Annotated in this window: 21 protein-coding genes; 13 read left to right on the plus strand and 8 right to left on the minus strand. The window is 62.0% G+C overall.

The features are described from left to right. Positions 1-107 precede the first annotated feature (107 nt). Positions 108-374, plus strand: a complete 267-nt coding sequence (locus B0G71_RS14895) for a hypothetical protein (protein ID WP_074763386.1) — start codon at positions 108-110, stop codon at positions 372-374. Between the two features lie 87 nt (positions 375-461). Here the strand turns inward: B0G71_RS14895 and B0G71_RS14900 are convergent, their stop codons facing one another. Both B0G71_RS14900 and B0G71_RS14905 read right to left on the minus strand, forming a co-directional pair. After that, a complete protein-coding gene (locus tag B0G71_RS14900; RefSeq protein WP_116142552.1) occupies positions 462-1,781 on the minus strand; it encodes an ATP-binding protein in 1,320 nt (439 codons plus the stop codon). Next, positions 1,765-2,490: a response regulator gene (locus B0G71_RS14905; protein WP_116142553.1), complete on the minus strand. Its 726-nt coding sequence runs from the start codon at positions 2,488-2,490 to the stop codon at positions 1,765-1,767. The genes B0G71_RS14900 and B0G71_RS14905 overlap by 17 nt, the downstream gene beginning before the upstream one ends. A 220-nt stretch (positions 2,491-2,710) precedes the next feature. Between B0G71_RS14905 and B0G71_RS14910 the strand changes: the two genes are divergently transcribed. Continuing rightward, positions 2,711-3,241 carry a periplasmic heavy metal sensor gene (locus tag B0G71_RS14910; RefSeq protein ID WP_106280038.1) on the plus strand — a complete coding sequence of 177 codons (531 nt, stop codon included), beginning with the start codon at positions 2,711-2,713 and terminating at the stop codon, positions 3,239-3,241. Between the two features lie 218 nt (positions 3,242-3,459). On the opposite strand, the gene B0G71_RS14915 is transcribed toward B0G71_RS14910, so the two are convergent. Continuing rightward, complete coding sequence (locus B0G71_RS14915) at positions 3,460-4,170, minus strand: pirin family protein (RefSeq protein WP_116142554.1); 711 nt, start codon at positions 4,168-4,170, stop codon at positions 3,460-3,462. 697 nt (positions 4,171-4,867) lie between these two features. Between B0G71_RS14915 and B0G71_RS14920 the strand changes: the two genes are divergently transcribed. The 4 genes from B0G71_RS14920 to B0G71_RS14935 all read left to right on the plus strand — a co-directional run bounded on the left by B0G71_RS14920 (position 4,868) and on the right by B0G71_RS14935 (position 8,846). Then, positions 4,868-5,557: an ABC transporter permease gene (locus B0G71_RS14920; RefSeq protein ID WP_106280035.1), complete on the plus strand. Its 690-nt coding sequence runs from the start codon at positions 4,868-4,870 to the stop codon at positions 5,555-5,557. Next, complete coding sequence (locus B0G71_RS14925; RefSeq protein WP_116142555.1) at positions 5,554-6,267, plus strand: ABC transporter permease; 714 nt, start codon at positions 5,554-5,556, stop codon at positions 6,265-6,267. Before B0G71_RS14920 ends, B0G71_RS14925 begins: the two co-directional genes overlap by 4 nt. Before the next feature lie 46 nt (positions 6,268-6,313). Next, positions 6,314-7,093, plus strand: a complete 780-nt coding sequence (locus tag B0G71_RS14930) for an ABC transporter ATP-binding protein (RefSeq protein ID WP_106280031.1) — start codon at positions 6,314-6,316, stop codon at positions 7,091-7,093. A gap of 601 nt (positions 7,094-7,694) precedes the next feature. Next, complete coding sequence (locus B0G71_RS14935) at positions 7,695-8,846, plus strand: porin (RefSeq protein ID WP_116142556.1); 1,152 nt, start codon at positions 7,695-7,697, stop codon at positions 8,844-8,846. A 256-nt stretch (positions 8,847-9,102) separates the two neighbouring features. Here B0G71_RS14935 and glnK read toward each other — a convergent pair whose 3' ends face one another. Together glnK and B0G71_RS14945 are read right to left on the minus strand one after the other, a co-directional pair. Continuing rightward, the gene (gene glnK, locus B0G71_RS14940) at positions 9,103-9,441 is read right to left on the minus strand and encodes a P-II family nitrogen regulator (protein ID WP_006048444.1); all 339 of its coding nucleotides are present in this window, start codon (positions 9,439-9,441) and stop codon (positions 9,103-9,105) included. Between the two features lie 126 nt (positions 9,442-9,567). Continuing rightward, positions 9,568-11,268, minus strand: coding sequence for an NAD+ synthase (locus B0G71_RS14945; protein ID WP_116142557.1), 1,701 nt, complete (start codon positions 11,266-11,268; stop codon positions 9,568-9,570). Positions 11,269-11,411: 143 nt separating this feature from the next. On the opposite strand from B0G71_RS14945, the gene B0G71_RS14950 reads away from it, so the two are divergent. Both B0G71_RS14950 and B0G71_RS14955 read left to right on the plus strand, forming a co-directional pair. Continuing rightward, the gene (locus tag B0G71_RS14950; protein WP_116142558.1) at positions 11,412-12,581 is read left to right on the plus strand and encodes a GNAT family N-acetyltransferase; all 1,170 of its coding nucleotides are present in this window, start codon (positions 11,412-11,414) and stop codon (positions 12,579-12,581) included. A 9-nt stretch (positions 12,582-12,590) separates the two neighbouring features. Then, on the plus strand, positions 12,591-12,920 hold the full coding sequence (locus B0G71_RS14955; protein WP_116142559.1) for a GIY-YIG nuclease family protein: 330 nt from the start codon (positions 12,591-12,593) through the stop codon (positions 12,918-12,920). Between the two features lie 41 nt (positions 12,921-12,961). Here B0G71_RS14955 and B0G71_RS14960 read toward each other — a convergent pair whose 3' ends face one another. Continuing rightward, a complete protein-coding gene (locus B0G71_RS14960) occupies positions 12,962-15,061 on the minus strand; it encodes an FUSC family protein (protein WP_116142560.1) in 2,100 nt (699 codons plus the stop codon). Positions 15,062-15,333: 272 nt separating this feature from the next. Further along, entirely contained in the window at positions 15,334-15,861 is a 528-nt protein-coding gene (gene ppa / locus B0G71_RS14965; protein ID WP_106280020.1) for an inorganic diphosphatase, read from the minus strand. A gap of 253 nt (positions 15,862-16,114) precedes the next feature. Between ppa and B0G71_RS14970 the strand changes: the two genes are divergently transcribed. From B0G71_RS14970 to B0G71_RS14985, 4 genes are all read left to right on the plus strand, one after another. Beyond that, positions 16,115-17,554 (plus strand): aldehyde dehydrogenase family protein, encoded by a 1,440-nt coding sequence (locus tag B0G71_RS14970; protein WP_116142561.1) that lies wholly within the window; start codon positions 16,115-16,117, stop codon positions 17,552-17,554. Positions 17,555-17,597: 43 nt separating this feature from the next. Then, on the plus strand, positions 17,598-18,356 hold the full coding sequence (locus B0G71_RS14975; protein WP_116142562.1) for an SDR family oxidoreductase: 759 nt from the start codon (positions 17,598-17,600) through the stop codon (positions 18,354-18,356). A gap of 155 nt (positions 18,357-18,511) precedes the next feature. Continuing rightward, positions 18,512-19,831 (plus strand): MFS transporter, encoded by a 1,320-nt coding sequence (locus tag B0G71_RS14980; protein ID WP_116119279.1) that lies wholly within the window; start codon positions 18,512-18,514, stop codon positions 19,829-19,831. Positions 19,832-20,046: 215 nt separating this feature from the next. Beyond that, complete coding sequence (locus B0G71_RS14985; protein ID WP_116142563.1) at positions 20,047-20,799, plus strand: SDR family NAD(P)-dependent oxidoreductase; 753 nt, start codon at positions 20,047-20,049, stop codon at positions 20,797-20,799. 175 nt (positions 20,800-20,974) lie between these two features. Here the strand turns inward: B0G71_RS14985 and B0G71_RS14990 are convergent, their stop codons facing one another. Beyond that, positions 20,975-21,445: a hypothetical protein gene (locus B0G71_RS14990; RefSeq protein ID WP_258875603.1), complete on the minus strand. Its 471-nt coding sequence runs from the start codon at positions 21,443-21,445 to the stop codon at positions 20,975-20,977. A gap of 402 nt (positions 21,446-21,847) precedes the next feature. Between B0G71_RS14990 and B0G71_RS14995 the strand changes: the two genes are divergently transcribed. Continuing rightward, positions 21,848-22,660: a transporter gene (locus B0G71_RS14995; RefSeq protein ID WP_258875604.1), complete on the plus strand. Its 813-nt coding sequence runs from the start codon at positions 21,848-21,850 to the stop codon at positions 22,658-22,660. Positions 22,661-22,722 lie beyond the last annotated feature (62 nt).

Raw genomic sequence — 22,722 nt, forward strand, 5'->3', positions numbered from 1 at the left:
TCCGCAATCTGACGCAAGGCAAGACGCGACCTCGGGCATCTCCGACGAAGCAGGTATCATCAACCCTGATATCGAGGTTGCCGCTACCGCTTTAACGGGAGATTCGCATGAAGGGAAATTTGGTCATCGTCTGCCGCGATCAGGATGCTGACGCGTTCGACCATCTGCTGGCTGAATACGGCGCGTTCCAGACGCGCCTGTCGTCCACCGCGTGGTATCTGAAACTGGCCGTCGCGCCGGAACTGATTCAGGAGGAGATCCTGGCACGTCTCGGCAAATACACCACCCACTATATTTTCGAAGCGGAAACGGTCACGTGGAATACGGTGGATAGCGACGCGGCAAATGCGCTGAATACGTTGTTTTCGGATTAGCACAACGGTTTCCGGCCGCGCCTTTTGAACCTTGCGCCCGGATCTCAAGACGCGGCACGGGCTGCCGAGCCCCACGCCGCGCACCGACTAACCCCAGGCACTCTCCGAAGTTGCCGCGGCCCGCGGCAACACTTCGAGCGGAAAGCTCATCAAGACTCGCAACCCACGACCGCCGTGGTTGCCGATCTCCCACTCGCCACCGGCACGCCGCACCAGCCGCTCGACAATGGCAAGCCCGAGACCGCTATGGCCGTTGCCGCCGCGCGCCGGATCGAGCCGTACGAACGGCCGGCTCGCATTGATCAGATCCTGGGCCGCGATACCGCTGCCGTTGTCGCTCACCGACAAAGTGAAGCCTTGTGCAGTACGCGCCGTGGCGACGACGACCGGCGGCGCGCCATACGCATGCGCGTTGTCGAGCAGATTCGACAGAATCCGGTCGAGCGTGGCGGCCGGCAGCAGGAACGCCGGCCCCGCGTTGAGTTCGGTCTGCACGGTGGGTGTACCGGAGGCCACCGCGCGATAGCTGCGCACGATCCGCTCGCACTGCGCGTCCACTTCGACCGCCTCGCTGCGATCAGCGCCGTCGTGAGCGAACACCAGAAACTGTTCGACGATATGCGTCATGGAGTCGACGTCGCGCACCACGCCGTCGCGCATCTTCGCTTCGTCCATCATTTCGGCGCGCAGCCGCAAACGCGCGAGCGGCGTCTTCAGATCGTGCGCCACGCCCGCCAGCATCACCGCGCGGTCGTTCTCCGTGCGCGCCACTTCCTGGACCATCTGATTAAAACCGTGCGTGAGTTGACGCAACTCGCGCGGCCCGCGCTCCGGCACCGGCGGCACCGGCTGACCGCGGCCGAAACGCGCGACCGCCTGGGCCAGCGAGCGCAACGGCTGCTGCAGCGCCCAGGCGGCGAACAGCGCCGCCATCACTGCGAACGAGAAAATGATGGCAAGCCACAGCACCGTGCGGTCGAGCGAGCGCGGCGTGCGCAACGGCTGCACCGGCACGACGATCCAGCTGCGGTCGGAGGGCGCGCGCACCCATAGCGTGGGCGGGCGGCCCGGCTGGCCGATGCGCACCTGCGTGCCGGACGGCATGCGATCGCGCACGTCTTCGACGAAACGTTCGAGCGGCGGCGGCATGTCCGCGACCTCCGGCGGCACTTCCGGGCTCGCCGGGTCGACCAGTTTGACGCGCGACGGCAAGGGCTGATCCGGCGTTCGGGCGACGTGCTGACGCACCGCGTCGACGAGGAAGGTGGCTTCCTCGACCGCGTAGCGTGTTTGCAGCTGACTGCGCTCGAGGCGCATGAGCGCGTACCACGCGAAATGCGACAGCAGCAGCACGGCGACGACCAGCAGCGCTAGCCGCCCGAACAGCGAATCAATGGGCCGGCGCATTCTGTTCGCCGTCGGGTACGAACACGTAGCCGCGGCCGCGCACCGTTTGAATGAAGCGCGGCGTGGACGGGTCGGTTTCGAGAATGCGGCGCAGACGCCAGACCTGCACGTCGATACCGCGGTCGGTGCCGTCGTATTCCGGACCGTGCAGCAGTTCGAGCAGGCGCTCGCGCGTGAGCGTGCGCATGGGGTGATTGACGAAAATCTTCAGCAGCGCGAATTCGCTGCCCGACAACGTGAGCGGCTTGTCTTCCAGATACAGCGTGCGCGACTGGAAGTCGAGCTTGAAGCGCCCGAAGTTGAACGGCTCGCGCTGTTCCGGCGCCGCCGCCGACGGCAGCGTGCGGCGCCGGCGCAGCACGGCCTGCACGCGCGCCAGCAGCTCGCGCGGATTGAACGGCTTGCCGAGGTAGTCGTCCGCGCCGAGTTCCAGCCCGACGATCCGGTCGACGTCGTCCGCCCGCGCCGTGAGCATGATCACGGGGATGTCGTCGCCCGACGCGCGCAGCTTGCGCAGGGCGGTGAGCCCGTCGACGCCCGGCATCATCAGGTCGAGCACGATCAAATCCGGACGCTCGCGTTCGAGCCGGCGCTCGAGCGAGCCCGCGTCGTGCAGCACCGAAACCTCGATGCCCTGGCGGGCCAGATAGTCGCGGAGCAGATCGCGCAATTCGACGTCGTCGTCGACAACAAGTATTTGAGTAGCCATGGGATGAAGTTTAACGCGCGGCAGGAAGGGTTTTGGATTTCAAACCGGCCCCAAGGGTTACCGGGTGTTACGGTGAAAGCTGTGCGTAATCACCCGTAACAGCCGCATCCTGCCACGTAACACAGCGACCTGCGCAGTTCTCTACGCTCTGTCTTACCGGATGCACGCCGTCCACTTTAACCGGTTGCATCGTCGGCTATTCCATTACAGGGAGTCTCACATGTCTACCAAAAAGATCTCGCGCGTTCTCGCCGTCGCCGCCACTGCTCTCGCCATCGGCGCGGGCGCTGCCTATGCTGCACAACCCACCGCCGACCATGGCGGCCCTGGCGGCTGGCACGGCCACTTCATGAAGGAACTGACGCAGCTCCACGATCAGCTGAAGCTGAACGCGGATCAGGAAAAGCAGTGGCAGGCCGCGCTCGACACCATGAAGCAGAACCACGAAGCCATGCGCGCCAACCATGAGCAGATCAAGAACCAGTTCAAGGCCGCGCAGCAGCAGCCGATCCTGGATCTGAACGCCATGGCCGCCACGCACCAGCAGGTCGAACAGAAAGACGCGCAACTGCGTCAGCAAACTTCGGATGCCTGGCTCAAGTTCTACAACGGCCTGAACGACCAGCAAAAGACCACCGTCAGCACGGCGCTCAAACAGCGCTTTGCGAAGATGGAGTCGCGTCATGAAAAAATGCGCGAGCACTGGGAGCAGCGTAAGGGCGCGGCTTCGGCGCCGGCGGCCAATCAGTAAGCGGCTCAGTGTGGATGCGCAGGCGGCTCGCGCGGCCGTCGGCCGTCTGTGCTGCTGAATGCAAAAACGCCACGGAGGCTTGCCCTCCGTGGCGTTTTTTTACTACGGCGCGACACGGTGCGGCGCGGTGCGCGCGGACTACCGTGATGCATGCGTGAGGCGTGCTCGTTGCGCCTTCAACTATTCCTTCAGTGAAAGCGTCACCGAGCGATAACGGCTTAGCCGTTGAGCTGCCCAAGATCGAACAGCAGCACTTCAGCGTTCTCGCCCTTCTCCAGGGTAACCGTCTCCGTGTCGCTGAGCTTGGCGGCGTCCCCTGCATGGAGCGCTTTTCCATTCACCGTCAGCGCGCCGCGCGCCACGTGCACATAGGCGAGGCGTCCTTTGGGCAGCGCGAACGTCGCCGTTTCTTCGCCATCGATCAGCGCCGCGTAAATCGACGCGTCCGCATGGATCGTCACCGAACCGTCGCGGCCGTCGGGCGAAGCGACCACGCGCAGGCGGCCACGCTTGTCGGCGGCGTCGAAACGCTTTTCCTCGTAGCTCGGCTGGTCGCCCGCGCGTTGCGGAATCACCCAGATCTGCAGCAGATGCGCGGACTCGTCCTGCGACGCGTTGAACTCGCTGTGCTGCACGCCGGTCCCCGCGCTCATGCGCTGCACGTCGCCGGGACGGATTGTCGAGCCGTTGCCCATGCTGTCGCGGTGGGCCAGCGCGCCTTCGAGCACATAGGTGACGATTTCCATGTCGCGATGGCCGTGCGTGCCGAAGCCCTCGCCGCCGGCGATACGGTCTTCGTTGATGACCCGCAGCGGGCCGAAATGCACGTGCTGAGGATCGCGATAGTCGGCAAACGAGAAGCTGTGATACGAGTCGAGCCAGCCGTGGTTGGCGTGACCGCGTTCTTCGGAGCGGCGAATCTCGAACATGGAAGGACTCCTGGTGAGTAAACAGTGATGCCGGGAATGTATCGGCACGGCCTCCACTAAACAATCCGCGCGGGTGCACCGGATCGTTTCATAAATCCGCGCAATCAGGCGTGGTGAAGGAACGCGATAACGTCGCGCTCGCACAACGGCCGCGCACGCCAGTTTGCCGCCGGCGGCGTCCCGGACTGGCGCCTCGTCCCTGTTCGGGTAAAATACCGCCCTTTTCGCGATCGCGTTGGCGCCGAACGTGCGCCGGTGGGTCCGGCATGGCGGGCCGCGACGAGTCGGCGGCCGGTTTCAGACCCGCGTCAGACTGTCTCGTTGCGTCGAATGGACGCGTCGCGCTGCGAAGCCGCAACCCCGGGCGGCGCGACAATTTTGACCGCCTAGAATAGCGACGGCCAATTAAGGCCAGACGCTGAGTCGAGGAAACACACGCAGCACGCACGAAACTCGGGGCTCGCCCGCATGGGCTTTCGCGAGGCTTCGTAATACAGTCGGCAGTAGATTTACCCGCAGTTTCACAACAAGAGTCGAAAAGCGCGCTGCAAGACCGGCAACGGTCATGCAGTCATGATTTGCACAGCGGTGCGCTGTGCGCCGCAGGTCACAGCGAGCCCAAAGCTCGCGGCAAACGCGGCGCAGAGTTGGCCGCGTCTTTCGCGGTGTGTCGCAAACACATCGTCAAGGACCCCCTATGTTCCTTCAAGGCTACGGCCCGCTGCTCCTCAACGGCACCTGGCAGACCGTCAAACTGGCGGTGTTGTCGCTGGCGTTCGCTTTCGTGCTGGGCCTGCTCGGCGCGGCGGCAAAGCTGTCGAAAAACCGTTTCTCCTACGGCGTCGGCACCGTCTACACCACACTCGTGCGCGGCGTGCCCGACCTGGTGCTGATGCTGCTGCTGTTCTATAGCATCCAGATCTGGCTGAACAACCTGACCGATTTGCTCGGCTGGGACCAGATCGACATCGATCCTTTCGTGGCCGGCGTCGCTGTGCTCGGCTTCATTTACGGCGCGTACTTCACCGAGACCTTCCGCGGCGCGTTCCTCGCGGTGCCGCGCGGCCAGCTCGAAGCCGGCGCCGCATACGGCATGACCGGCTGGCAGGTGTTCTCGCGCGTGATGTTCCCGCAGATGATGCGCTTCGCGCTGCCCGGCATCGGCAATAACTGGCAGGTGATGGTCAAGGCCACCGCGCTGGTGTCGATCATCGGCCTCGCCGACGTGGTCAAGGCTTCGCAGGACGCGGGCAAGGGCACGTTGCGGTTCTTCTTCTTCACCCTGTTCGCGGGGGCGATCTATCTCGTCATCACCACAGTGTCCAACTTCGTGCTGATGTACCTCGAAAAGCGTTACTCGACCGGCGTGCGAAAGGCGGATCTATGATCGAGATCATTCAGGAATACTGGCGCAATTATCTGTACACCGACGGCTACCGCATCACCGGCGTCGCGATCACGCTGTGGCTGCTGGTGGTGTCGATCGGACTCGGCTTCTGTCTGTCGATTCCGCTCGCGGTGGCCCGCGTGTCGAAGAAGAAGTGGCTCTCCACGCTGGTGTGGCTGTATACGTACATCTTTCGCGGCACGCCGTTGTATGTGCAACTACTGCTCTGCTACACCGGCTTGTACAGTCTCGAGATCATTCGCAATAACGAACTCACCAATGCGTTCTTCCGCGACGGCATGCACTGCACGCTGCTCGCTTTCACGCTGAACACCTGCGCATACACCACCGAGATTTTCGCCGGCGCGATCAAGGCGACGCCGTACGGCGAGATCGAAGCGGCGCGTGCGTACGGCATGTCGTCGTTCACGCTGTACCGGCGCGTGATTCTGCCGTCGGCCCTGCGCCGCGCACTGCCCTACTACAGCAATGAAGTGATCCTGATGCTGCACGCCACCACCGTCGCGTTCACCGCGACCGTGCCGGACATCCTCAAGATCGCGCGCGATGTGAACTCCGCGACGTATCAGTCGTTCAACGCGTTCGGCATTGCCGCCCTGCTCTATCTGTGCATTTCATTCGCGCTCGTGTGGCTGTTCCGCCGCGCCGAGCGCCGCTGGCTCGCTTACCTGCGGCCGCAAGGCAAGTAACCCGAGGCACCGCGCCCTCAGCAAGTAAGCACGCCCAAGGATCCTGATGACCACCAAAAAGCAGAAGCTATTCGTCGATGAGCTTCACAAACAGTATGGCGACAACGAAGTGCTCAAGGGCGTGTCGCTCAAGGCCAACGCCGGCGACGTGATCAGCGTGATCGGCTCGTCCGGTTCTGGCAAGAGCACGATGCTTCGCTGCATCAACTTTCTCGAGCAGCCGAACTCGGGACGCATCTTCGTCGATGGTGAAGAGGTGCGCACGCAGATCGGCAAGAACGGCGCGCTGCGCGTGTCGGACCCGAAGCAATTGCAGCGGGTGCGCACCAGGCTATCGATGGTGTTCCAGCACTTCAACCTGTGGTCGCACATGAACGTGCTCGAGAACATTATCGAGGCGCCGGTCAACGTGCTGGGTCTGAAGCGCAAGGAAGCCGAAGACCGCGCACGCGAATATCTGGAAAAGGTCGGGCTCGCGCCGCGCCTGGAGAAACAGTATCCGTCGCATCTGTCGGGCGGCCAGCAGCAGCGTGTGGCGATTGCCCGCGCGCTGGCCATGCATCCGGATGTGATGCTGTTCGACGAGCCGACTTCCGCGCTCGACCCCGAACTGGTCGGCGAAGTGCTCAAGGTCATGCAGACGCTCGCCGAAGAAGGCCGCACGATGATCGTCGTCACGCACGAGATGGCCTTCGCGCGCAACGTGTCGAATCACGTGATGTTTCTGCATCAAGGCCGGGTAGAAGAAGAAGGCCACCCCGACGAAGTATTCAGGAACACGAAGAGCGACCGGCTCAAGCAGTTCCTCTCCGGCAGCCTTAAATAGAAGCTCAAATAGTGACTTGAACGCAGCCCGCTATTTGGGTTGTAGTCAAAGTAGTATTACAAGGCGCTTTCTAGCGCCTTTTTTGTTTCGCTCACCTGTGCATTCCGGCGATTTCCGCCGCCAAAACCGCTCTCCGCGAGCCGTCCGCTCCCGCTCTTTCGCCCTACTCTGCCGCATTTCAAGCGTCAATAGTGGCAATCCTTAACCTTACCCTCGCCGATCCGTGATTCCCTTGTCACGCAAGGGTTTCCGCGTTTTTCGAAGCGCTTGCAGCAGGTCGTCGCGCACATTGTTATTGCAATTTGGAGACATCGATCAAGGCAGGTACTAATTTCTTCTCCCAGTTCAGGGTATTTTTGATAAATTAGTAACCAAAGTAGCAAAACAAAGTTCATTAAAAGTAGTTTCACTTCAAAGCACAGAGGAGAACCGGTCGGCGAGGGATCGGCATGGCGACCAGATAGCCCCAAGGCTACACGTCACGGCAGGAGACCCAATCCACCCGCTAATCTCCCTGGTACCGATTTCTGTTCGGCGCAATCGCGGCCGAGCACCATTCGCAGTACTGGGTTTCACTTTTTGACAGGGTATGGAGGAGAAGATGAAGAAAGCTTTGCTCGCCGCTGCGCTGATGACAGCCGGTGTTGTTGCGCACGCCCAAAGCAGCGTGACGCTGTACGGCCGCCTTGACGCCGGTATCGAATACATGACGGGCGTTCCGCAAGGCTCGAACGCAGCTGGCTCGGCAACGGGCAGCACGAACCGTTGGCGCGCGGAAAGCGGTGACTGGGGTACCAGCCTGTGGGGCTTGAAGGGCGTTGAGGACATCGGTGGTGGCAACAAGGTCCTGTTCCAGTTGGAAGGCTCCTTCAACACCATGACGGGTGCAGGCCCTGGCGGCGGCGGTCTCTTCAATCGTTGGGCAACTGTTGGCCTGTCGAACGACCAGTACGGTACGTTCACGATGGGCCGCATGCTGTACATCTCGAACGGCGTGTGGGACTTCGACCCGTTCGGTCAATCGAACTGGTCGTCGGCGTCGCTGGTGCGTGGCCGCAACTGGCCGCAATCGAGCAACAACTTCGCGTACCAGTCGCCGAAGATCGCCGGCTTTGACTTCTACGGTCAATACGCGCTGTCGAACGCAACGAGCTGGAACGGCAACGGCACGACCGCTCAAGGTCGCGAAGCTGGCGCGCAGATCACCTACACGAGCTCGCTGTTCCAGATTCGCGGTCTGTACGACGAAATCCGCAACCCGGCTAACGGCGTCCTGTACGGCCCGAACGCAAGCACGGTCAACCCGGGCAACATCGGCAACGGCGTATTCGCGGCATCGCGTGAATACTCGGCTCTCGTGAACGTGTTCCTCGGCCAGTTCAAGGTTCAGGCGGCTTACCAGGCGGTCCGCTCGGCAGGTGCCCAAGGCGTTCTGCCGGGCCAGCCGACAACTCTGGATCACGAATGGGGCGGTGTGACGTGGCAAGCAACGCCGGCAGCGGCGCTGATTGCAGCGGTCTACCACGTGAACGGCAACAATGGCGCAGGCAACGCGACGATCTACACGATCGGCGGCTCGTACAACCTGTCCAAGCGCACGCTGCTGGACATCCAGATCGCGACGACGCAAAACAGCAAGACGGCTAACTACGGCCTGAATGCAAACAACGCAGGTACGTCGACCGCCACGGACAACCCGCTGCCGGGTCATAGCCAATCTGGCGTGTACGCAGGTATTCAACATTCGTTCTAATCGAACGGTGTTCCCCGAAGGAATTTCCTTCGGGGTGTAATCAAGAGTTCTTCAAGAGAATCTTTTTCACGCTGCTGCGAGAGGCGCGTATCGGTGCGATGTCCGCAAGGGTATCGCACCGTTTTTTATTTGAGCGCACGGTTTTACCACTGCCTGAGCGCACCGGCGCGGTGCATTCATGGCTGAGGTCGTACAGCTGACTACGTTGGCAAATTCCGCCGCTCGATTCCTGCCTAAGACAACGAACCCGGCTGCGTCAAACCGCTGCTTCGTTTTCTTCGCCGGTACGAATGCGGATCACGCGCTCCACGTCCGCAACGAAAATCTTGCCGTCGCCGATCTTGCCGGTGCGTGCCGCGCCGATGATCGCATCGATCACCTGATCGCACTGGTTGTCCGCCACCACTACTTCGATCTTCACTTTCGGCAGAAAGTCGACCACATACTCTGCACCACGATAGAGCTCGGTGTGGCCTTTCTGGCGGCCGAAGCCTTTGACCTCGGTCACGGTCAGCCCAGTGAGGCCGACTTCAGCGAGCGCCTCGCGCACTTCGTCGAGTTTGAACGGTTTGATGACTGCAGTGATGCGCTTCATGGCGAACCTCGTCTCGTGTCTGGAAGAGTGAAAAGGAAAAGGATGATTTTTATTCTACGCCGCGCCGGATGCATTGCGGCAATCCGGCGCGTGCTACGGGTAAGTCCGCAGCGGTTCGCTTAAAGCTCACTCCACCGGTTCGGTGTAGCGTGACGTGATCGGGTAACGCCAGTCGCGCCCGAACGCGCGATGCGTGACGCGAATGCCGATCGGCGCCTGACGCCGCTTGTATTCGTTGATCTTGATCAGGCGCGTGACGCGTTTGACGTCGTCGACCGCATAGCCCGCCGCGACGATTTCGGCGAGCGAGCGGTCCTCCTCCATGTACATGCGCATGATCGCGTCGAGTACGTCGTACTCCGGCAAGCTGTCCTGATCGGTCTGGTTCTCGCGCAGTTCCGCCGACGGCGCGCGCGTCAGAATCCGCTCGGGAATGACGTCTTGCTTGTCGAAGGCAGTAGCCTGGTTGCGGTAGTGGCACAACCGGTAAACCAGCGTTTTCGCAATGTCCTTGATGACCGCGAAGCCGCCGGCCATGTCGCCGTATAACGTGCAGTAGCCCACGGCCATTTCGCTCTTGTTGCCAGTAGTCAGCACGATCGAGCCGAACTTGTTGGACAGCGCCATCAGCAAGGTGCCGCGAATGCGCGCCTGAATGTTTTCCTCGGTGGCGTCTTCGGCGCGGCCGGCAAATTCTTCCGCGAGCGAGCTGCGGAACGCGTCGAACATCGGCGCGATCGCGATTTCGTCGTAGCGCACGCCGACGCGGCGCGCCATGTCGGCGGCATCAGTAGTGGAAATATCCGCGGTGTAGCGCGACGGCATCATCACCGCGCGCACGCGGTCCGCGCCGAGCGCGTCGCATGCGACGGCCAGCACCAGCGCCGAATCCACGCCGCCCGACAGGCCGATCAGCGCGCCCGGGAAACCGTTCTTGTTGATGTAGTCGCGCACGCCCATCACGAGCGCGGCGTAAACCTGCGCTTCGATCGACTGCTCCGGCGCGATCGGCGCGCGCAGCGGCTTGCCGTCTTCGAATTCGACGATCGCGGTCGCTTCCTCGAACTGCGCCATCTTCGCGACCAGTTCGCCTTGCGCGTCGAGCACGAACGAGCCGCCGTCGAACACCAGTTCGTCCTGCGCGCCGACCATGTTCACGTAGACCATCGGCAGTCCGGTCTCGCGAATCCGCGCGCGCAGAATGTCGAAGCGCACCGCTTCCTTGTTCAGGTGATACGGCGAGCCGTTCGGAATCAGCACCACTTGCGCGCCCGCCGCCTTCGCCATTTGCGCAGCCGACGCATGCCAAGCGTCCTCGCAGATCACCACGCCGTACTTCACGCCATCGAGTTCGAACACGAACGGCTGCGGATCCGACGCGAAGTAGCGTTTCTCGTCGAACACCTCGGTGTTCGGCAAATCCTGCTTGCGATAAGTGCCGCGCACTTCTCCGTCGACGATCAGCGAGGCCGCGTTGAACGTATCGACCGGCGGCAGGCCGCGCTCGATCGGCGCGTTTGCATTACCATGGCCGTGCGCCGCGTTATGCGCGATGTCGCGCAGCGGATGGCCGACGATCACATGCAGGCCGGCGAACGGCTTCAGTTGCACGGCGAGGTCGGCCAGCGCCGCCGCGCTCGCCGCATAGAACGCGGGACGCAGCAGCAGATCTTCGGGCGGATAGCCGGACAGCGCGAGTTCAGGGGCGATCAGCAGCTTCGCACCATCGTTGTGCGCGGCACGCGCGGCAGCGACGATTTTCGCGACGTTGCCGGCGAAGTCGCCGACGGTGACATTGATTTGAGCAAGAGCGATTCGGGTCTTCATGGCAGGATCGACAGGCAAGCCGACGTGGCTTGCGAGTACCGCGGCTGGTTAGCTCGACGGAATGGACAAATCGGATAAACGAACGGCGTGGCGCCTGATTACCACTAGCGCGCCGCGCCGCTCATTGGGAACAGTCACACAGATTGAACCAGGAACGCTTTGATTATCGCACGGGCATTCTGGCGTCGCCCTCCGAGGTAGACGCCGCCGAGTGGAATGCCCTGCTCGCGCAGCAGTCTCAGCCGACGCCGTTTCTGCGGCATGAGTTTTTGAGCGCCTTGCATGCGACCCGCTGTGCGGTCGCTGATACCGGCTGGGCGCCGCAATTCGTCACGTTGAGCGACCCGCGCACGGACAAGCTCGTGGCCGCCGCGCCCGTGTATCTGAAAGGGCACTCATACGGCGAGTACGTGTTCGACTGGGCATGGGCCGACGCCTACAAGCGCAACGGTTTGCCGTATTACCCGAAGCTGCTGTGCGCGGTGCCGTTCACGCCGGTGCAAGGCAACCGGTTGTTGTCGGCGGATACGCATGCGCTCAGGCACCTGGCCGCGACGCTGATGGCCTTCGCCGAGCAGGCCGACGTGTCGTCGCTGCACGTGCTGTTTCCCACCGAAACGGAAGCGACAGCGTTGACCGACATGGGCATGATGCAACGCGAAGGCGTGCAGTTTCATTGGCTCAACGACGGCTATCGCGACTTCGACGATTTCCTCTCCACGCTCGAACAGAAGAAGCGCAAGAACATTCGCGCCGAGCGTCGTAAAGTGCACGAGGCCGGCGTGACGATGCGCCGGATTCGCGGCGAGGACATTCAGGACGCGGACTGGCGCTTCTTCAGCAAGTGCTATCGGCAGACGTACCGCGAGCACTTTTCGAGTCCGTATCTGAACCTCGATTTCTTCCGCATGATCGGCGCGTCGATGCCGGAGAACTTGCTGCTCGTGATCGCCGAATACGAAGGCAAGCCGATCGCGAGTTCGCTGGTGGTGTATCAGCGCGACGCGAAAACCGGCGGCACGTTGTATGGCCGCTACTGGGGCGCGCTCGAACACGTGCCGTGCCTGCACTTCGAAACCGCGTATTACCAGCCGCTCGAATTCTGCATCGAGGAAAAGCTCGGCGCGTTCGAAGGCGGCGCCCAGGGCGAGCACAAGATGGCGCGCGGCTTTCTGCCCACGGTCACGCGCTCGGCACACTGGCTCGCGCATCCCGCGTTCGCCGATGCGGTCGGCCACTTTCTCGACAACGAAAAGAACAGCATCCACGCGTATGTGGACGAGTTGCGCGAACACAATCCGTTCAAAGGCTGAAGCGCATTCATGGCCTGGTTTCTTTATCTGCTCGAATGCTCGGACGGCAGCGTCTACACAGGCATCGCCGTCGATGTGCAGGCGCGCTTCGAGAAACACGTCAGCGGCGAAGGCGCGCGTTATACGCGTTCGCGCAAGCCGGTGCAGGTGCTGGCGTCGTTCGAATTGATGGATCGGTCTACTGCTTCGCGCGCGGAGTATTGGGTCAAGCGGTTGTCGCCTTCCGAGAAGCGGGCGCTCGCAGCGGGACTGCGCACGCTCGAATCTGTGATGCCGTTGCCCGAACCCGAACCGGCTGTCGACGAAGAACAAGCCGAAGAAAAAACCGGCGCGTCCTGACAGCGCCTCAGGTTTGCCCTTCTTTCTGGCACCGCCGCGGGCTATCCCCTCGCCTCACGCATCCGCTCGTTGAGAAGCCGATGCATCAGCGCAAGCTCGCCCACCGCATCGGCTTCCAGTGAAGTGAGCCCTTCTCGCGCCGGGAGCCCAATACGCACCGGTCGCAAGGTGCGACTCAACGCGGCGTCGATGTCCGCGCTCACGGTCGCGATCCACGCGCCGAGTTCATCGTGCATGTCGCGCCGGTTTGTACTCAAGCGCAGTTGCGTGGCGGTGCCGGCCATTCTTCGCAAGAGGCTCAACACGGTCAGCGTGACCGTGTCCACCATCGTGTCCTCGAGTTTTTCGAGGCGCATGCGCCCGATGGCTTCCTCTGCGTTATTGCTGCCCAGACCCGCGGCACGTCGCAAGCGCTCCATCTCTTTCTCGCTGCGGCGAGGCGATTCCAGCGCGGCTCTCAGATAGGCGAGATTGGCGCGCACCGCCTCGCCCAGATACGCGCGATAGTCGATCTTTTCGCGCGTCGGCCAGAGATAGAACGTAGCCAGCAGCGCCAATACGCAACCAAGCACGTTGTTGCCGAGCCGCGTGAGCGCATAGGCGAATTCGCTGGCGCCCGGCGTCGCGAAGTCGGCGACCAGCACGAAGGTCGGCGTGAGGAACAGCACGAAGAGGCTGTAGCTCACCGGACGCAGCGCCATGGTCGCCATCACCAGCGGAAACACCGCGAGCGAAATGCCGAGCGGCGAATGGATCGCGTAACCGATCGCCGCCGCCAGCACGCCGCCGACAATGCTGCCCGCCGCGCGCTCGATACTCCGCGGCCAGGTCGCGGCAATCGATGGTTGCAGAATCAGCAGCGTCGCCATGGTGGCCCAGTAGCCGAACGGCAAACCGAGCGCGCGGATCACGAGAAAGCCGGTGGTGGTCGTCACGCCGACGCGGGCCGCATGCCGCAGGCCCACGGACTCGACGGACAGGTTGGCCTTGAAGGTGGACCAGATGCGCGTGAAAAGCCGCGCGGTGCTGTCGCGCCAGCCTTCCGGCTGCGCGTGCACCGGCGCGAAGTCGGCCAGTTCGAAATCGGACTTGAGCGTTACCGGTTCCATCAAGGCGGTTTCGAGCCGCCGTGCAAAACGCCGCAAGCGCAGTTGCAAATCGGCGAGACGTTCCCACTGTGCATCGTTGGCGGCCGCGCCGATGCCGCGCAGCACGTCGCCCATGACCGTCAGCAGCCGGGCCGCGCGTTGCGCGCGCCATGCGTGGTCCGGAACTCGTTCACATGCGCCGGAGACGGCGATCAGATACGCGAACAACGCTTCGCTGTCGGTCAGCAAGTCGAGCAGCGTGTCGTAGGTTTCGCGGCCACCCGTTCTCGACGCCGGCACACGCGCCAGCACTTTGCGCGAGCGCTCCAGCGCGGCGCGCGCATCGGCGCGAAATTTCGCGGCGTGCGTGGCCCACTCGCCGCGTGCCGCGCGCCGTTCGAGCAGCCGCGCGCTGTCCACCGCGAGATCGGCGAGACGCAGGTACACGGCGCGCAGCGACGAGCGGCTCGTGCCGAACGGATGGATGCGCCAGACCGTCAGACTGAGCGCCACGGCAAACAGACACCCGACCAGATAGATGCCGAGAAACGCCATGCCTTGCCGAACGCTATGCATCGGCCGGTCGACCATCACGACGCATGCGGTGGCCGCGAGAATCGTCACCTGTGACGTGGCCGCGCCCCAGATCCTGCCGAACGCGCCGAGTGTCGTGAACACCAGCACCGCGAGCGCGGCGAACACGGCCCCCGCTCCGGAAGCGTAAGCCGTCAGGCCGCCGCACAGCGTGGACAGCACCGCGAAGCCCATCATCGATGCAAAGCGGGCGCGATTGGAGCCGGCCGCATCGGCGAGGCAGGTCCAGAACGCGCCGATCGCCGCCCACGCGAATAACGGTTCGTGCAGCACGTTGCCGAGCGCGAGCATGGCCGTCGACGCACAGGCCGCTCGCAAGCCTTCGGAGAGGCTGGCTTCGCTGGTCGAAAACGACACCATCCATACCGGCCGCTTGCGGTAGATCGCGCTGGCGACGGCATACAGCCAGTTCGACCAGCGTTGCGACGAAGACGACGGGTTGGACTTGCGATTCAGCATCCGAAAGATGGGCTCCAGGAAACGCGGATTGACGCTGCGTCGGCGCAGCGTGAGGGCTGACGCCAGGGCACGCGCATGCAGGCGGCCAATAATACGGGTTTACACGTAGATATAAAAATGGCTTCGGTTCATCCTGTCGATGCACTGCGTCTATGTCCCCCCTCCAGGACTACGCGGCGCGCACCGGCCACGTGTTTCGACTAGCCATGAAAAAAACCGCGCGGCCTTTGCAGGCTCGCGCGGTTCTTTCTATTCACCAGGTGCGACGCAGCTTACTTCTTGTAGTTCGCGGCGCCTTCGGTGATTTCCTTGTGCGCGGCTTCGATGTCCGCCCAGCCCTCGACCTTCACCCACTTGCCCTTCTCGAGTGCCTTGTATTGCTCGAAGAAGTGCTTGATCTGGTCTTTCAGGTACGCCGGGACGTCCTCGATCGACTTCAGGTTGGCGGTCATCGGGCAGACCTTGTCGTGCGGGACGGCGACCAGCTTTGCGTCCACGCCGGATTCGTCGGTCATTTGCAGCATGCCGAGTGCGCGGGCACGCACCACCGAGCCGGCCAGCAGCGGGAACGGCGTGATCACCAGCACGTCGACCGGGTCGCCGTCGCCCGACAGCGTTTGCGGAATGTAGCCGTAGTTCGCCGGATAGCGCATGCCCGTGCTGATGAAACGATCGACGTGGAGCAGGCCCGTTTCCTTATCCGCCTCGTACTTCACCGGATCGCTTTGCGCCGGGATTTCGATGATGACGTTGAAATCTTGCGGAAGGTCTTTGCCTGCGGGGACGTTATTGAAGCTCATGAGCGCTCTCTGGTCGGGATGGAATTCGGAACACGGCGTGCGGCGCGCTCGCTCGAACGGGATGCAACGTGAAACTCGCCTCGAGCGGCGGCGCTGCGGCCGGACAGTGAGGAATACACCATTATAGCCAATCGGCCGATGGCATCCCTCGTTGGATCGGGGCGATAATCGTCTGGCGTCTCTCGATTGTGCCTCTGGTTTGTGAACACCACGTCACCGCAGCGCGGTGCTCGTGACACCTCAAGGAGCATGCATGGAAGAAGCCCGGCATTTCATCGGCGGCGAATGGTCCGCCGCCTCAGGCGGCGAGACGATCTCCGTACTCGATCCCTCGGACGGCCAGCCCTTCACCCAACTCGCGCGCGGCACCGCGGCGGATATCGACGCCGCCGTGCACGCCGCGCGCCGCGCGTTCGAAGGCCCTTGGGGTCAAGCCAGCGCCGCCGAACGCGGCCGCATCCTGTACCGGCTGTCCATCCTGGTCGCCGCGCGCCAGGAAGAACTCGCTCAACTCGAAGCGCGCGACACCGGCAAGCCGCTCAAGCAGGCGCGCGCCGATTCGGCCGCCCTCGCCCGCTATTTCGAGTTTTACGCCGGCGCGGCGGACAAGCTGCACGGCGAAACGCTGCCCTACCAGGCCGGCTATACGGTGCTGACCATCCGTGAGCCGCACGGCGTGACCGGCCATATCGTGCCGTGGAATTACCCCATGCAGATTTTCGGGCGCAGCGTGGGCGCGGCGCTTGCCGCCGGCAACGCATGCGTCGTCAAACCGGCCGAGGATGCGTGCCTGACCGTGTTGCGCGTCGCCGAACTGGCTGCTGAAGCGGGTTTGCCGGCCGGCGCGCTGAATATAGTGACCGGCTTCGGCCATGAAGCGGGCGCGGCGCTCGCGCGTCATCCGGGCATCGATCACATTTCGTTCACCGGCTCGCCGGATACCGGCAAGCTCGTCACGCAAATGGCTGCTGAGAATCACGTGCCGGTCACGCTGGAACTCGGCGGCAAGTCGCCGCAAATCGTTTTCGCCGACGCGGACCTCGACGCGGCGCTGCCCGTGCTGGTGTCGGCGATCGTGCAAAACGCCGGGCAGACCTGCTCGGCGGGTAGCCGCGTGCTGATCGACAGGGCCATTTACGAACCCTTGCTCGACCGGCTAAGCGGCGCGTTTCACGCGTTGCGCGTCGGCCCTTCGCAGGCCGACCTCGACTGCGGGCCGCTGATCAACGCGAAACAGCAGCGGCGCGTGTGGGATTTCCTTTCGGATGCGCAACACGACGGCATCGCCATGGCGGCGCACGGCGAGGTGATTCCCGAAGCACCGGAAAGCGGCTTCTATCAGGCGCCCACGCTGCTGCGCGACGTGCCCGCGAGACACCGCCTCGCTCGCGACGAAGTGTTCGGCCCCGTACTCGCCGCCATGTCGTTCAGCGACGAAGACGAAGCATTGAAGCTCGCCAACGGCACGCCGTTCGGCCTCGTCGCCGGCATCTGGACGCGCGACGGCGCACGGCAGATGCGGCTCGCCCGACGTTTGCGCTCCGGCCAGGTGTTCATCAACAACTATGGCGCGGGCGGCGGCGTCGAACTGCCGTTCGGCGGCGTCAAGCATTCCGGGCACGGACGCGAAAAGGGCTTTGAAGCGCTGTACGGCTTCACGGTGCTCAAGACCATCGCGATCAAGCACGGTTAGTCAGACACACGCATCACCATCCACAACAAACAACGGAGACATCATGCGGTTGACAGGTAAAACAGCCATCGTCACGGGTGGCGGCTCGGGTTTCGGTGAAGGCATTGCGAAGACCTACGCGCGCGAAGGTGCGAACGTGGTGGTCAACGATTTGAATGGCCCCGCCGCCGAGCGCGTGGCGAGCGAAATCGCGTTGGCCGGCGGCAAGGCGATCGCGGTGGCGGGCAACGTCGCCCAGCGTGAAGACTGGCAAAAGCTGCGAAAGGCCGCGCTCGAAGACTTCGGCAGCGTGCAGATCGTCGTCAACAACGCGGGCACCACGCATCGCAACAAGCCGGTGATGGATGTGACGGAAGCCGAATTCGACCGCGTCTATGCGGTGAATGTGAAAAGCATCTATTGGAGCGTGCAGGAATTCGTGCCGTATTTCCGCGAGCAAGGCGGCGGCTGCTTCATCAATATTGCGTCCACGGCAGGTGTGCGGCCGCGGCCTGGGCTCGTCTGGTACAACGGCAGCAAAGGCGCGGTGATTATCGCGAGCAAGTCGCTGGCGGTTGAACTCGGTCCGGACCGCATACGCGTGAACTGCGTGAATCCGGTGATCGGAGAAACGGCGCTGCTGTCCGAATTCATGGGCGTCGAAGATACGCCGGAAAACCGCCAGCGCTTTCTCGCCGGCATTCCGCTCGGGCGTTTCTCGACGCCGCAGGACATTGCCAACGCCGCGCTTTACCTGGCTTCGGACGAGGCGGAGTTCGTCACCGGCGTGTGTCTGGAAGTGGACGGCGGGCGCTGCGTGTAGCGCCGCGCCGCATCTGGCCCGCGAGGGTTTCGTGTGCAGCGGCCCTCGCCGCAGTCAGTGTTTTCCCCGGGTATCGATTCGTCATGCAGAGCACGCAGCGCGGATAGAATCGATCGACGGCGGTACTTCAATTCCACAAGAAAAGAGGAGACACCATGGCTAGTCCCGCAAATCCGCTCCACCATCCCGGCGCGGGTGCGCCGCCTTCCACTTTCGAAGAGGCCACCTACCGCAAGGTCAGTTGGCGGCTCGCGCCGCTTCTCATGCTCTGTTACGTGGTCGCGTATCTGGATCGCGTCAACGTCGGTTTCGCCAAGCTGCAAATGACCAGCGATCTTGGGCTGAGCGATGCGGTGTATGGTTTCGGCGCCGGGATTTTCTTTGTCGGCTATTTCATCTTCGAGATTCCGAGCAACGTGATTTTGCATAAGGTCGGCGCGCGAGTGTGGATTGCGCGGATCATGGTGTCGTGGGGCGTAATCTCCATGCTGACCATGTTCGTTACTACGCCGACCATGTTCTATGTGATGCGGTTTTTGCTTGGTCTTGCTGAGGCGGGGTTCTTCCCAGGCATCATTCTGTATCTCACCTACTGGTATCCTGCGCATAGGCGCGGCCGCATGACAACGTGGTTCATGACGGCAATCGCGTTGTCGGGCGTGATCGGCGGGCCGGTGTCGGGTTATATCCTGAAGACCTTTAACGGCTTGAACGGCTGGCATGGCTGGCAGTGGCTGTTTCTGCTCGAAGGAATTCCTTCGGTGATCGTCGGGATCATGGTGTTCGCCATGCTGGACGATCGGATTTCGAAGGCGAAGTGGCTGACCAAGGAAGAGCAGCAGTTGCTTGAGCGGCATGTTTCCGCGGAAGAAGCGACCAAACATGACATGCCGATTCGCCAGGTGTTCACGAGTGGGCGTGTGTTGATGCTCAGTCTTACGTACTTTTCGTTTGTGATGGGCTTGTACGGCGTGAGCTTCTGGTTGCCTACCATCATTAAGGCGACCGGTGTGACGGATGCGTTCATGATCGGATTGCTTTCGGCGATTCCGTTCGCGGGTGCTGTGGTTGCGATGGTGTTCGTGTCGCGCAGCGCCGACCGTAAGCGCGAGCGGCGCTGGCATATTGCGCTGCCTGCGTTTGCGGGGGCGATCGGGCTGGTGCTTTCCGTGGTTTGGGCGCATAACACCGTGCTGGCCATGGCGTCGCTGACGCTTGCGACGATGGGCATTCTTACGACCTTGCCGCTGTTTTGGAGTTTGCCTACGGCGATTCTGGCGGGGACGGGAGCGGCTGCCGGCATCGCCATGATCAATTCGATCGGGAATCTGGCGGGGTTTTTGAGCCCGTATGCGGTGGGGTGGCTCAAGCAGGCTACGGCGGCGAATGATTCGGGCATGTATATGCTTGCGGCTTTCATGGTGCTTGGGGGCTTGCTGGCGATCAGTGTGCCGGCGAAGATGGTGAATAAGTAAGGAGCGACGAGCGAGCCTCGGCAATCATGCACTGCCGAGGCTTTTCGCGCGTGCCAAGAAGCGACCTCTGTGCCGTCGGGCATGTTGAATTCGACGGATGCTGGCCAACGACTGCCGAGGGCGAGCGGTTGTAGTCGGGGCACTTTGAGCCATTCGACACACGGCCTTGAATCGCCGACAATCGGCGACCAACGATTGGCCTTTAGAGGGCCCGCATGGCCACTGTGAAGACCTCAAGCCCTGTTGCTCTTGTAACCGGCTCGACCTCCGGAATTGGCGCCGCGATCGCGCGCCGACTTTCAAAGGATGGATTTTCCGTTGTTCTGCACTCGCGCAGTTCCGTCGATGCGGGCCTCGCGTTGGCCCGGGACCTCGGTTCTGCCGCCTACGTGCAAGCCGATCTAGTCAACGACGCAGAGAGAGTTAATCTCATCCGCGAGGCAATCGGCGTTTGGGGCCGACTCGACGTTCTGGTCAATAACGCCGGCATCAGTCGAGTTATCCCCCATAGCGATCTGGCGGCGGCCACGCCGGACGTGTGGCACGAGTTGCATGAAGTCAATGTCGTCGCGCCGTTTCGCCTTGTAACCGAGGCACAGTCCGCACTGCGTGAAGCCGCCACACGAGGAAGGTCGGGCTGCGTCGTGAACGTCAGTTCGCATGCGGGGGTCCGGCCTAAAGGGGCATCCATTCCCTACGCGGCGACAAAGGCGGCGCTAAACCACGTGACGCGCTTGCTCGCGCTTTCGCTTGCCCCCGACATCCGCGTGAATGCTGTCGCCCCTGGCCTGGTCGACACGCCTCTCACCGCAGAGTGGACGCAGGCCCAGAAGCTTTGGAAAGAGCGTTCGCCTATGCGACGGGCCGCTAACCCCGAGGATATTGCTCAAGCAGTTGCCTTGTTAGTCGCTTCGGATTATCTGACGGGCGAAATCCTGCTCTCGGATGGGGGATTGAATCTCACGTAGCCGAGGCGCGACGGTTCAACGGTTGCGTCCCTTGCACGTCATCATCAGTCAAACGAGGATCTGAGCTGCACGCCGTGGGCTCAGGTCGGCCAGTTGTGGTCGTTCGATTGATAGGAGTTGCGGTCCCTCGAATGGCAGTTTTGCATTCGACATCAGCCGGCTCGCAATGTAACTTTCACAGCGGTAGGGTAGTTCCGTTGGCGTGACTGCCTCCCACGGAACGAGTATGCGAGTTGACCTTCGGGTCGATGATTAGGCGCGGATGGAGTTGAAGCGCCTGTTCGATGAAGGGCCATACGCCGCAGCCACGCAATGCGAGATGCTGCACGAGAAGCGAGCGGATCATGGCTGCTTCGCCCTCGGCCAATAGGTCAGCGCGAATGAACTCAGTTCCGATAGCGTTGGCTTCTTCCTCCTCAAGGTTTTTTCGCTGGTCATAGCGGCCCACCGCCATGGACAGACCAAAGCCGATGACCAGTGCGAGCAGAGTCAGGGTCGCCGATTGGACGATTTTGAAGTCGTCACGGGCGTCTTCGTCGATTTGTATCCGCGAACGCAGAGTGCGGCTACCAAGCCGGGCCGCAATTGACATCAGCGCGAAAGAGATGACAAAGAGGACAATTGGATGTCTCACCAGCTGCTGCATGGATCGCTCCTCTGGATAGATGGTTCGCTTTCGAGGCGTCAGCCGCTTACGCCTCGCATGACGGCTTCCGCTTCAAACCCGACCGCGAGCTTGCGTAGACAGCAATCGCGTGTGCATCAAATGGCATTTTAAGAAATCATGAGTGCGCGCCCTCGAAGAATGCATCGGAAAACAAAATTTACGTGGTGTTTTTGCCGATAGTCCGGCATCGCAGAGATTCGACTCGGCACTAATTGCTTTTCAGCTGTCCTTCTTACAATTCTTCTTGCGTTTTCTCTCTGGACTTTATATACCCAATCTGGTCGGCACATTGCCGGCGTCCCAACCTCTTGCGCAAAAAGAGACTATTACACAGCCCGGCGCGTAGTTAGCGCACTCATAGCCAATCCGAGGATCTAGGCGATGACAAGCATCCGCAGGCTTGCGATGGTGTCTGCTTGCTCTCTTGGGTTCTTCCTGCCATCGCCGCCTGTCCATTCTCAAGACGACACTGATCTGGCCAAGCAACTCAGTAATCCGGTTGCGGCGTTGATCAGCGTCCCGTTCCAGTTCAATTACGACGGCAACGTCGGTCCTCACCACGACGGCGACAAGTACTACCTGAACTTGCAGCCGGTCATTCCGTTTCACCTCAACGACACCTGGAATCTAATTTCAAGAACCATCCTGCCCGTCGTATCTCAGGACAACATCGCACCAGGATCCGGATCACAAACCGGGCTCGGCGATGTCGTCCAGAGTTTTTTCCTCTCACCGCAGAAACCGACTGACAGTGGCTTGATCTGGGGTGTCGGCCCGGTGTTTCTCCTGCCGACGGAGACAAACGGGCTACTAGGCGCAGAAAAATGGGGCGCCGGCCCAACGGCTGTCCTGCTATGGCAGGCCAACGGATGGACCTATGGCGCGCTTGCGAACCACATCTGGTCGTTCGCTGGCGATGGCAACCGGCAAGGAGTCAACTCCACGTTCTTTCAGCCGTTTCTAAGTTATACGACGACGGACGCATGGACGTTTGGTTTGAACACCGAATCGACTTACGACTGGAAAAATCATCAGTGGTCGACACCGATCAATGCGACCGTCAGCAAGCTGCTGAAATTCGGCAAGCAACCGGTGAGCATTGGCGGCGGCGTGCGTTATTGGGCAACGGGTCCCGACTCAGGACCGCATGGGTGGGGTGGGCGACTCATCGTCACTTTTCTTTTCCCGCAATGAATTGGAACCGCGAAAGGGGAAACCGATGCCTACTTTCCGCTTCCACAGGGCGATCGACGTAT

Origin of the sequence: Paraburkholderia sp. BL27I4N3 (genome assembly GCF_003386115.1) — a bacterium.
In the GTDB taxonomy this organism is placed as follows: Bacteria; Pseudomonadota; Gammaproteobacteria; order Burkholderiales; family Burkholderiaceae; genus Paraburkholderia.

Excerpts from the sequence above, each read along its gene's own strand:
- B0G71_RS14895 (WP_074763386.1), top strand. The coding sequence starts at position 108 with ATGAAGGGAAATTTGGTCATCGTCTGCCGCGATCAGGATGCTGACGCG.
- B0G71_RS14900 (WP_116142552.1), bottom strand. The coding sequence starts at position 1,781 with ATGCGCCGGCCCATTGATTCGCTGTTCGGGCGGCTAGCGCTGCTGGTC.
- B0G71_RS14905 (WP_116142553.1), bottom strand. The coding sequence starts at position 2,490 with ATGGCTACTCAAATACTTGTTGTCGACGACGACGTCGAATTGCGCGAT.
- B0G71_RS14910 (WP_106280038.1), top strand. The coding sequence starts at position 2,711 with ATGTCTACCAAAAAGATCTCGCGCGTTCTCGCCGTCGCCGCCACTGCT.
- B0G71_RS14915 (WP_116142554.1), bottom strand. The coding sequence starts at position 4,170 with ATGTTCGAGATTCGCCGCTCCGAAGAACGCGGTCACGCCAACCACGGC.
- B0G71_RS14920 (WP_106280035.1), top strand. The coding sequence starts at position 4,868 with ATGTTCCTTCAAGGCTACGGCCCGCTGCTCCTCAACGGCACCTGGCAG.
- B0G71_RS14925 (WP_116142555.1), top strand. The coding sequence starts at position 5,554 with ATGATCGAGATCATTCAGGAATACTGGCGCAATTATCTGTACACCGAC.
- B0G71_RS14930 (WP_106280031.1), top strand. The coding sequence starts at position 6,314 with ATGACCACCAAAAAGCAGAAGCTATTCGTCGATGAGCTTCACAAACAG.
- B0G71_RS14935 (WP_116142556.1), top strand. The coding sequence starts at position 7,695 with ATGAAGAAAGCTTTGCTCGCCGCTGCGCTGATGACAGCCGGTGTTGTT.
- glnK (WP_006048444.1), bottom strand. The coding sequence starts at position 9,441 with ATGAAGCGCATCACTGCAGTCATCAAACCGTTCAAACTCGACGAAGTG.
- B0G71_RS14945 (WP_116142557.1), bottom strand. The coding sequence starts at position 11,268 with ATGAAGACCCGAATCGCTCTTGCTCAAATCAATGTCACCGTCGGCGAC.
- B0G71_RS14955 (WP_116142559.1), top strand. The coding sequence starts at position 12,591 with ATGGCCTGGTTTCTTTATCTGCTCGAATGCTCGGACGGCAGCGTCTAC.
- B0G71_RS14960 (WP_116142560.1), bottom strand. The coding sequence starts at position 15,061 with ATGCTGAATCGCAAGTCCAACCCGTCGTCTTCGTCGCAACGCTGGTCG.
- ppa (WP_106280020.1), bottom strand. The coding sequence starts at position 15,861 with ATGAGCTTCAATAACGTCCCCGCAGGCAAAGACCTTCCGCAAGATTTC.
- B0G71_RS14970 (WP_116142561.1), top strand. The coding sequence starts at position 16,115 with ATGGAAGAAGCCCGGCATTTCATCGGCGGCGAATGGTCCGCCGCCTCA.
- B0G71_RS14975 (WP_116142562.1), top strand. The coding sequence starts at position 17,598 with ATGCGGTTGACAGGTAAAACAGCCATCGTCACGGGTGGCGGCTCGGGT.
- B0G71_RS14980 (WP_116119279.1), top strand. The coding sequence starts at position 18,512 with ATGGCTAGTCCCGCAAATCCGCTCCACCATCCCGGCGCGGGTGCGCCG.
- B0G71_RS14985 (WP_116142563.1), top strand. The coding sequence starts at position 20,047 with ATGGCCACTGTGAAGACCTCAAGCCCTGTTGCTCTTGTAACCGGCTCG.
- B0G71_RS14990 (WP_258875603.1), bottom strand. The coding sequence starts at position 21,445 with ATGCAGCAGCTGGTGAGACATCCAATTGTCCTCTTTGTCATCTCTTTC.
- B0G71_RS14995 (WP_258875604.1), top strand. The coding sequence starts at position 21,848 with ATGACAAGCATCCGCAGGCTTGCGATGGTGTCTGCTTGCTCTCTTGGG.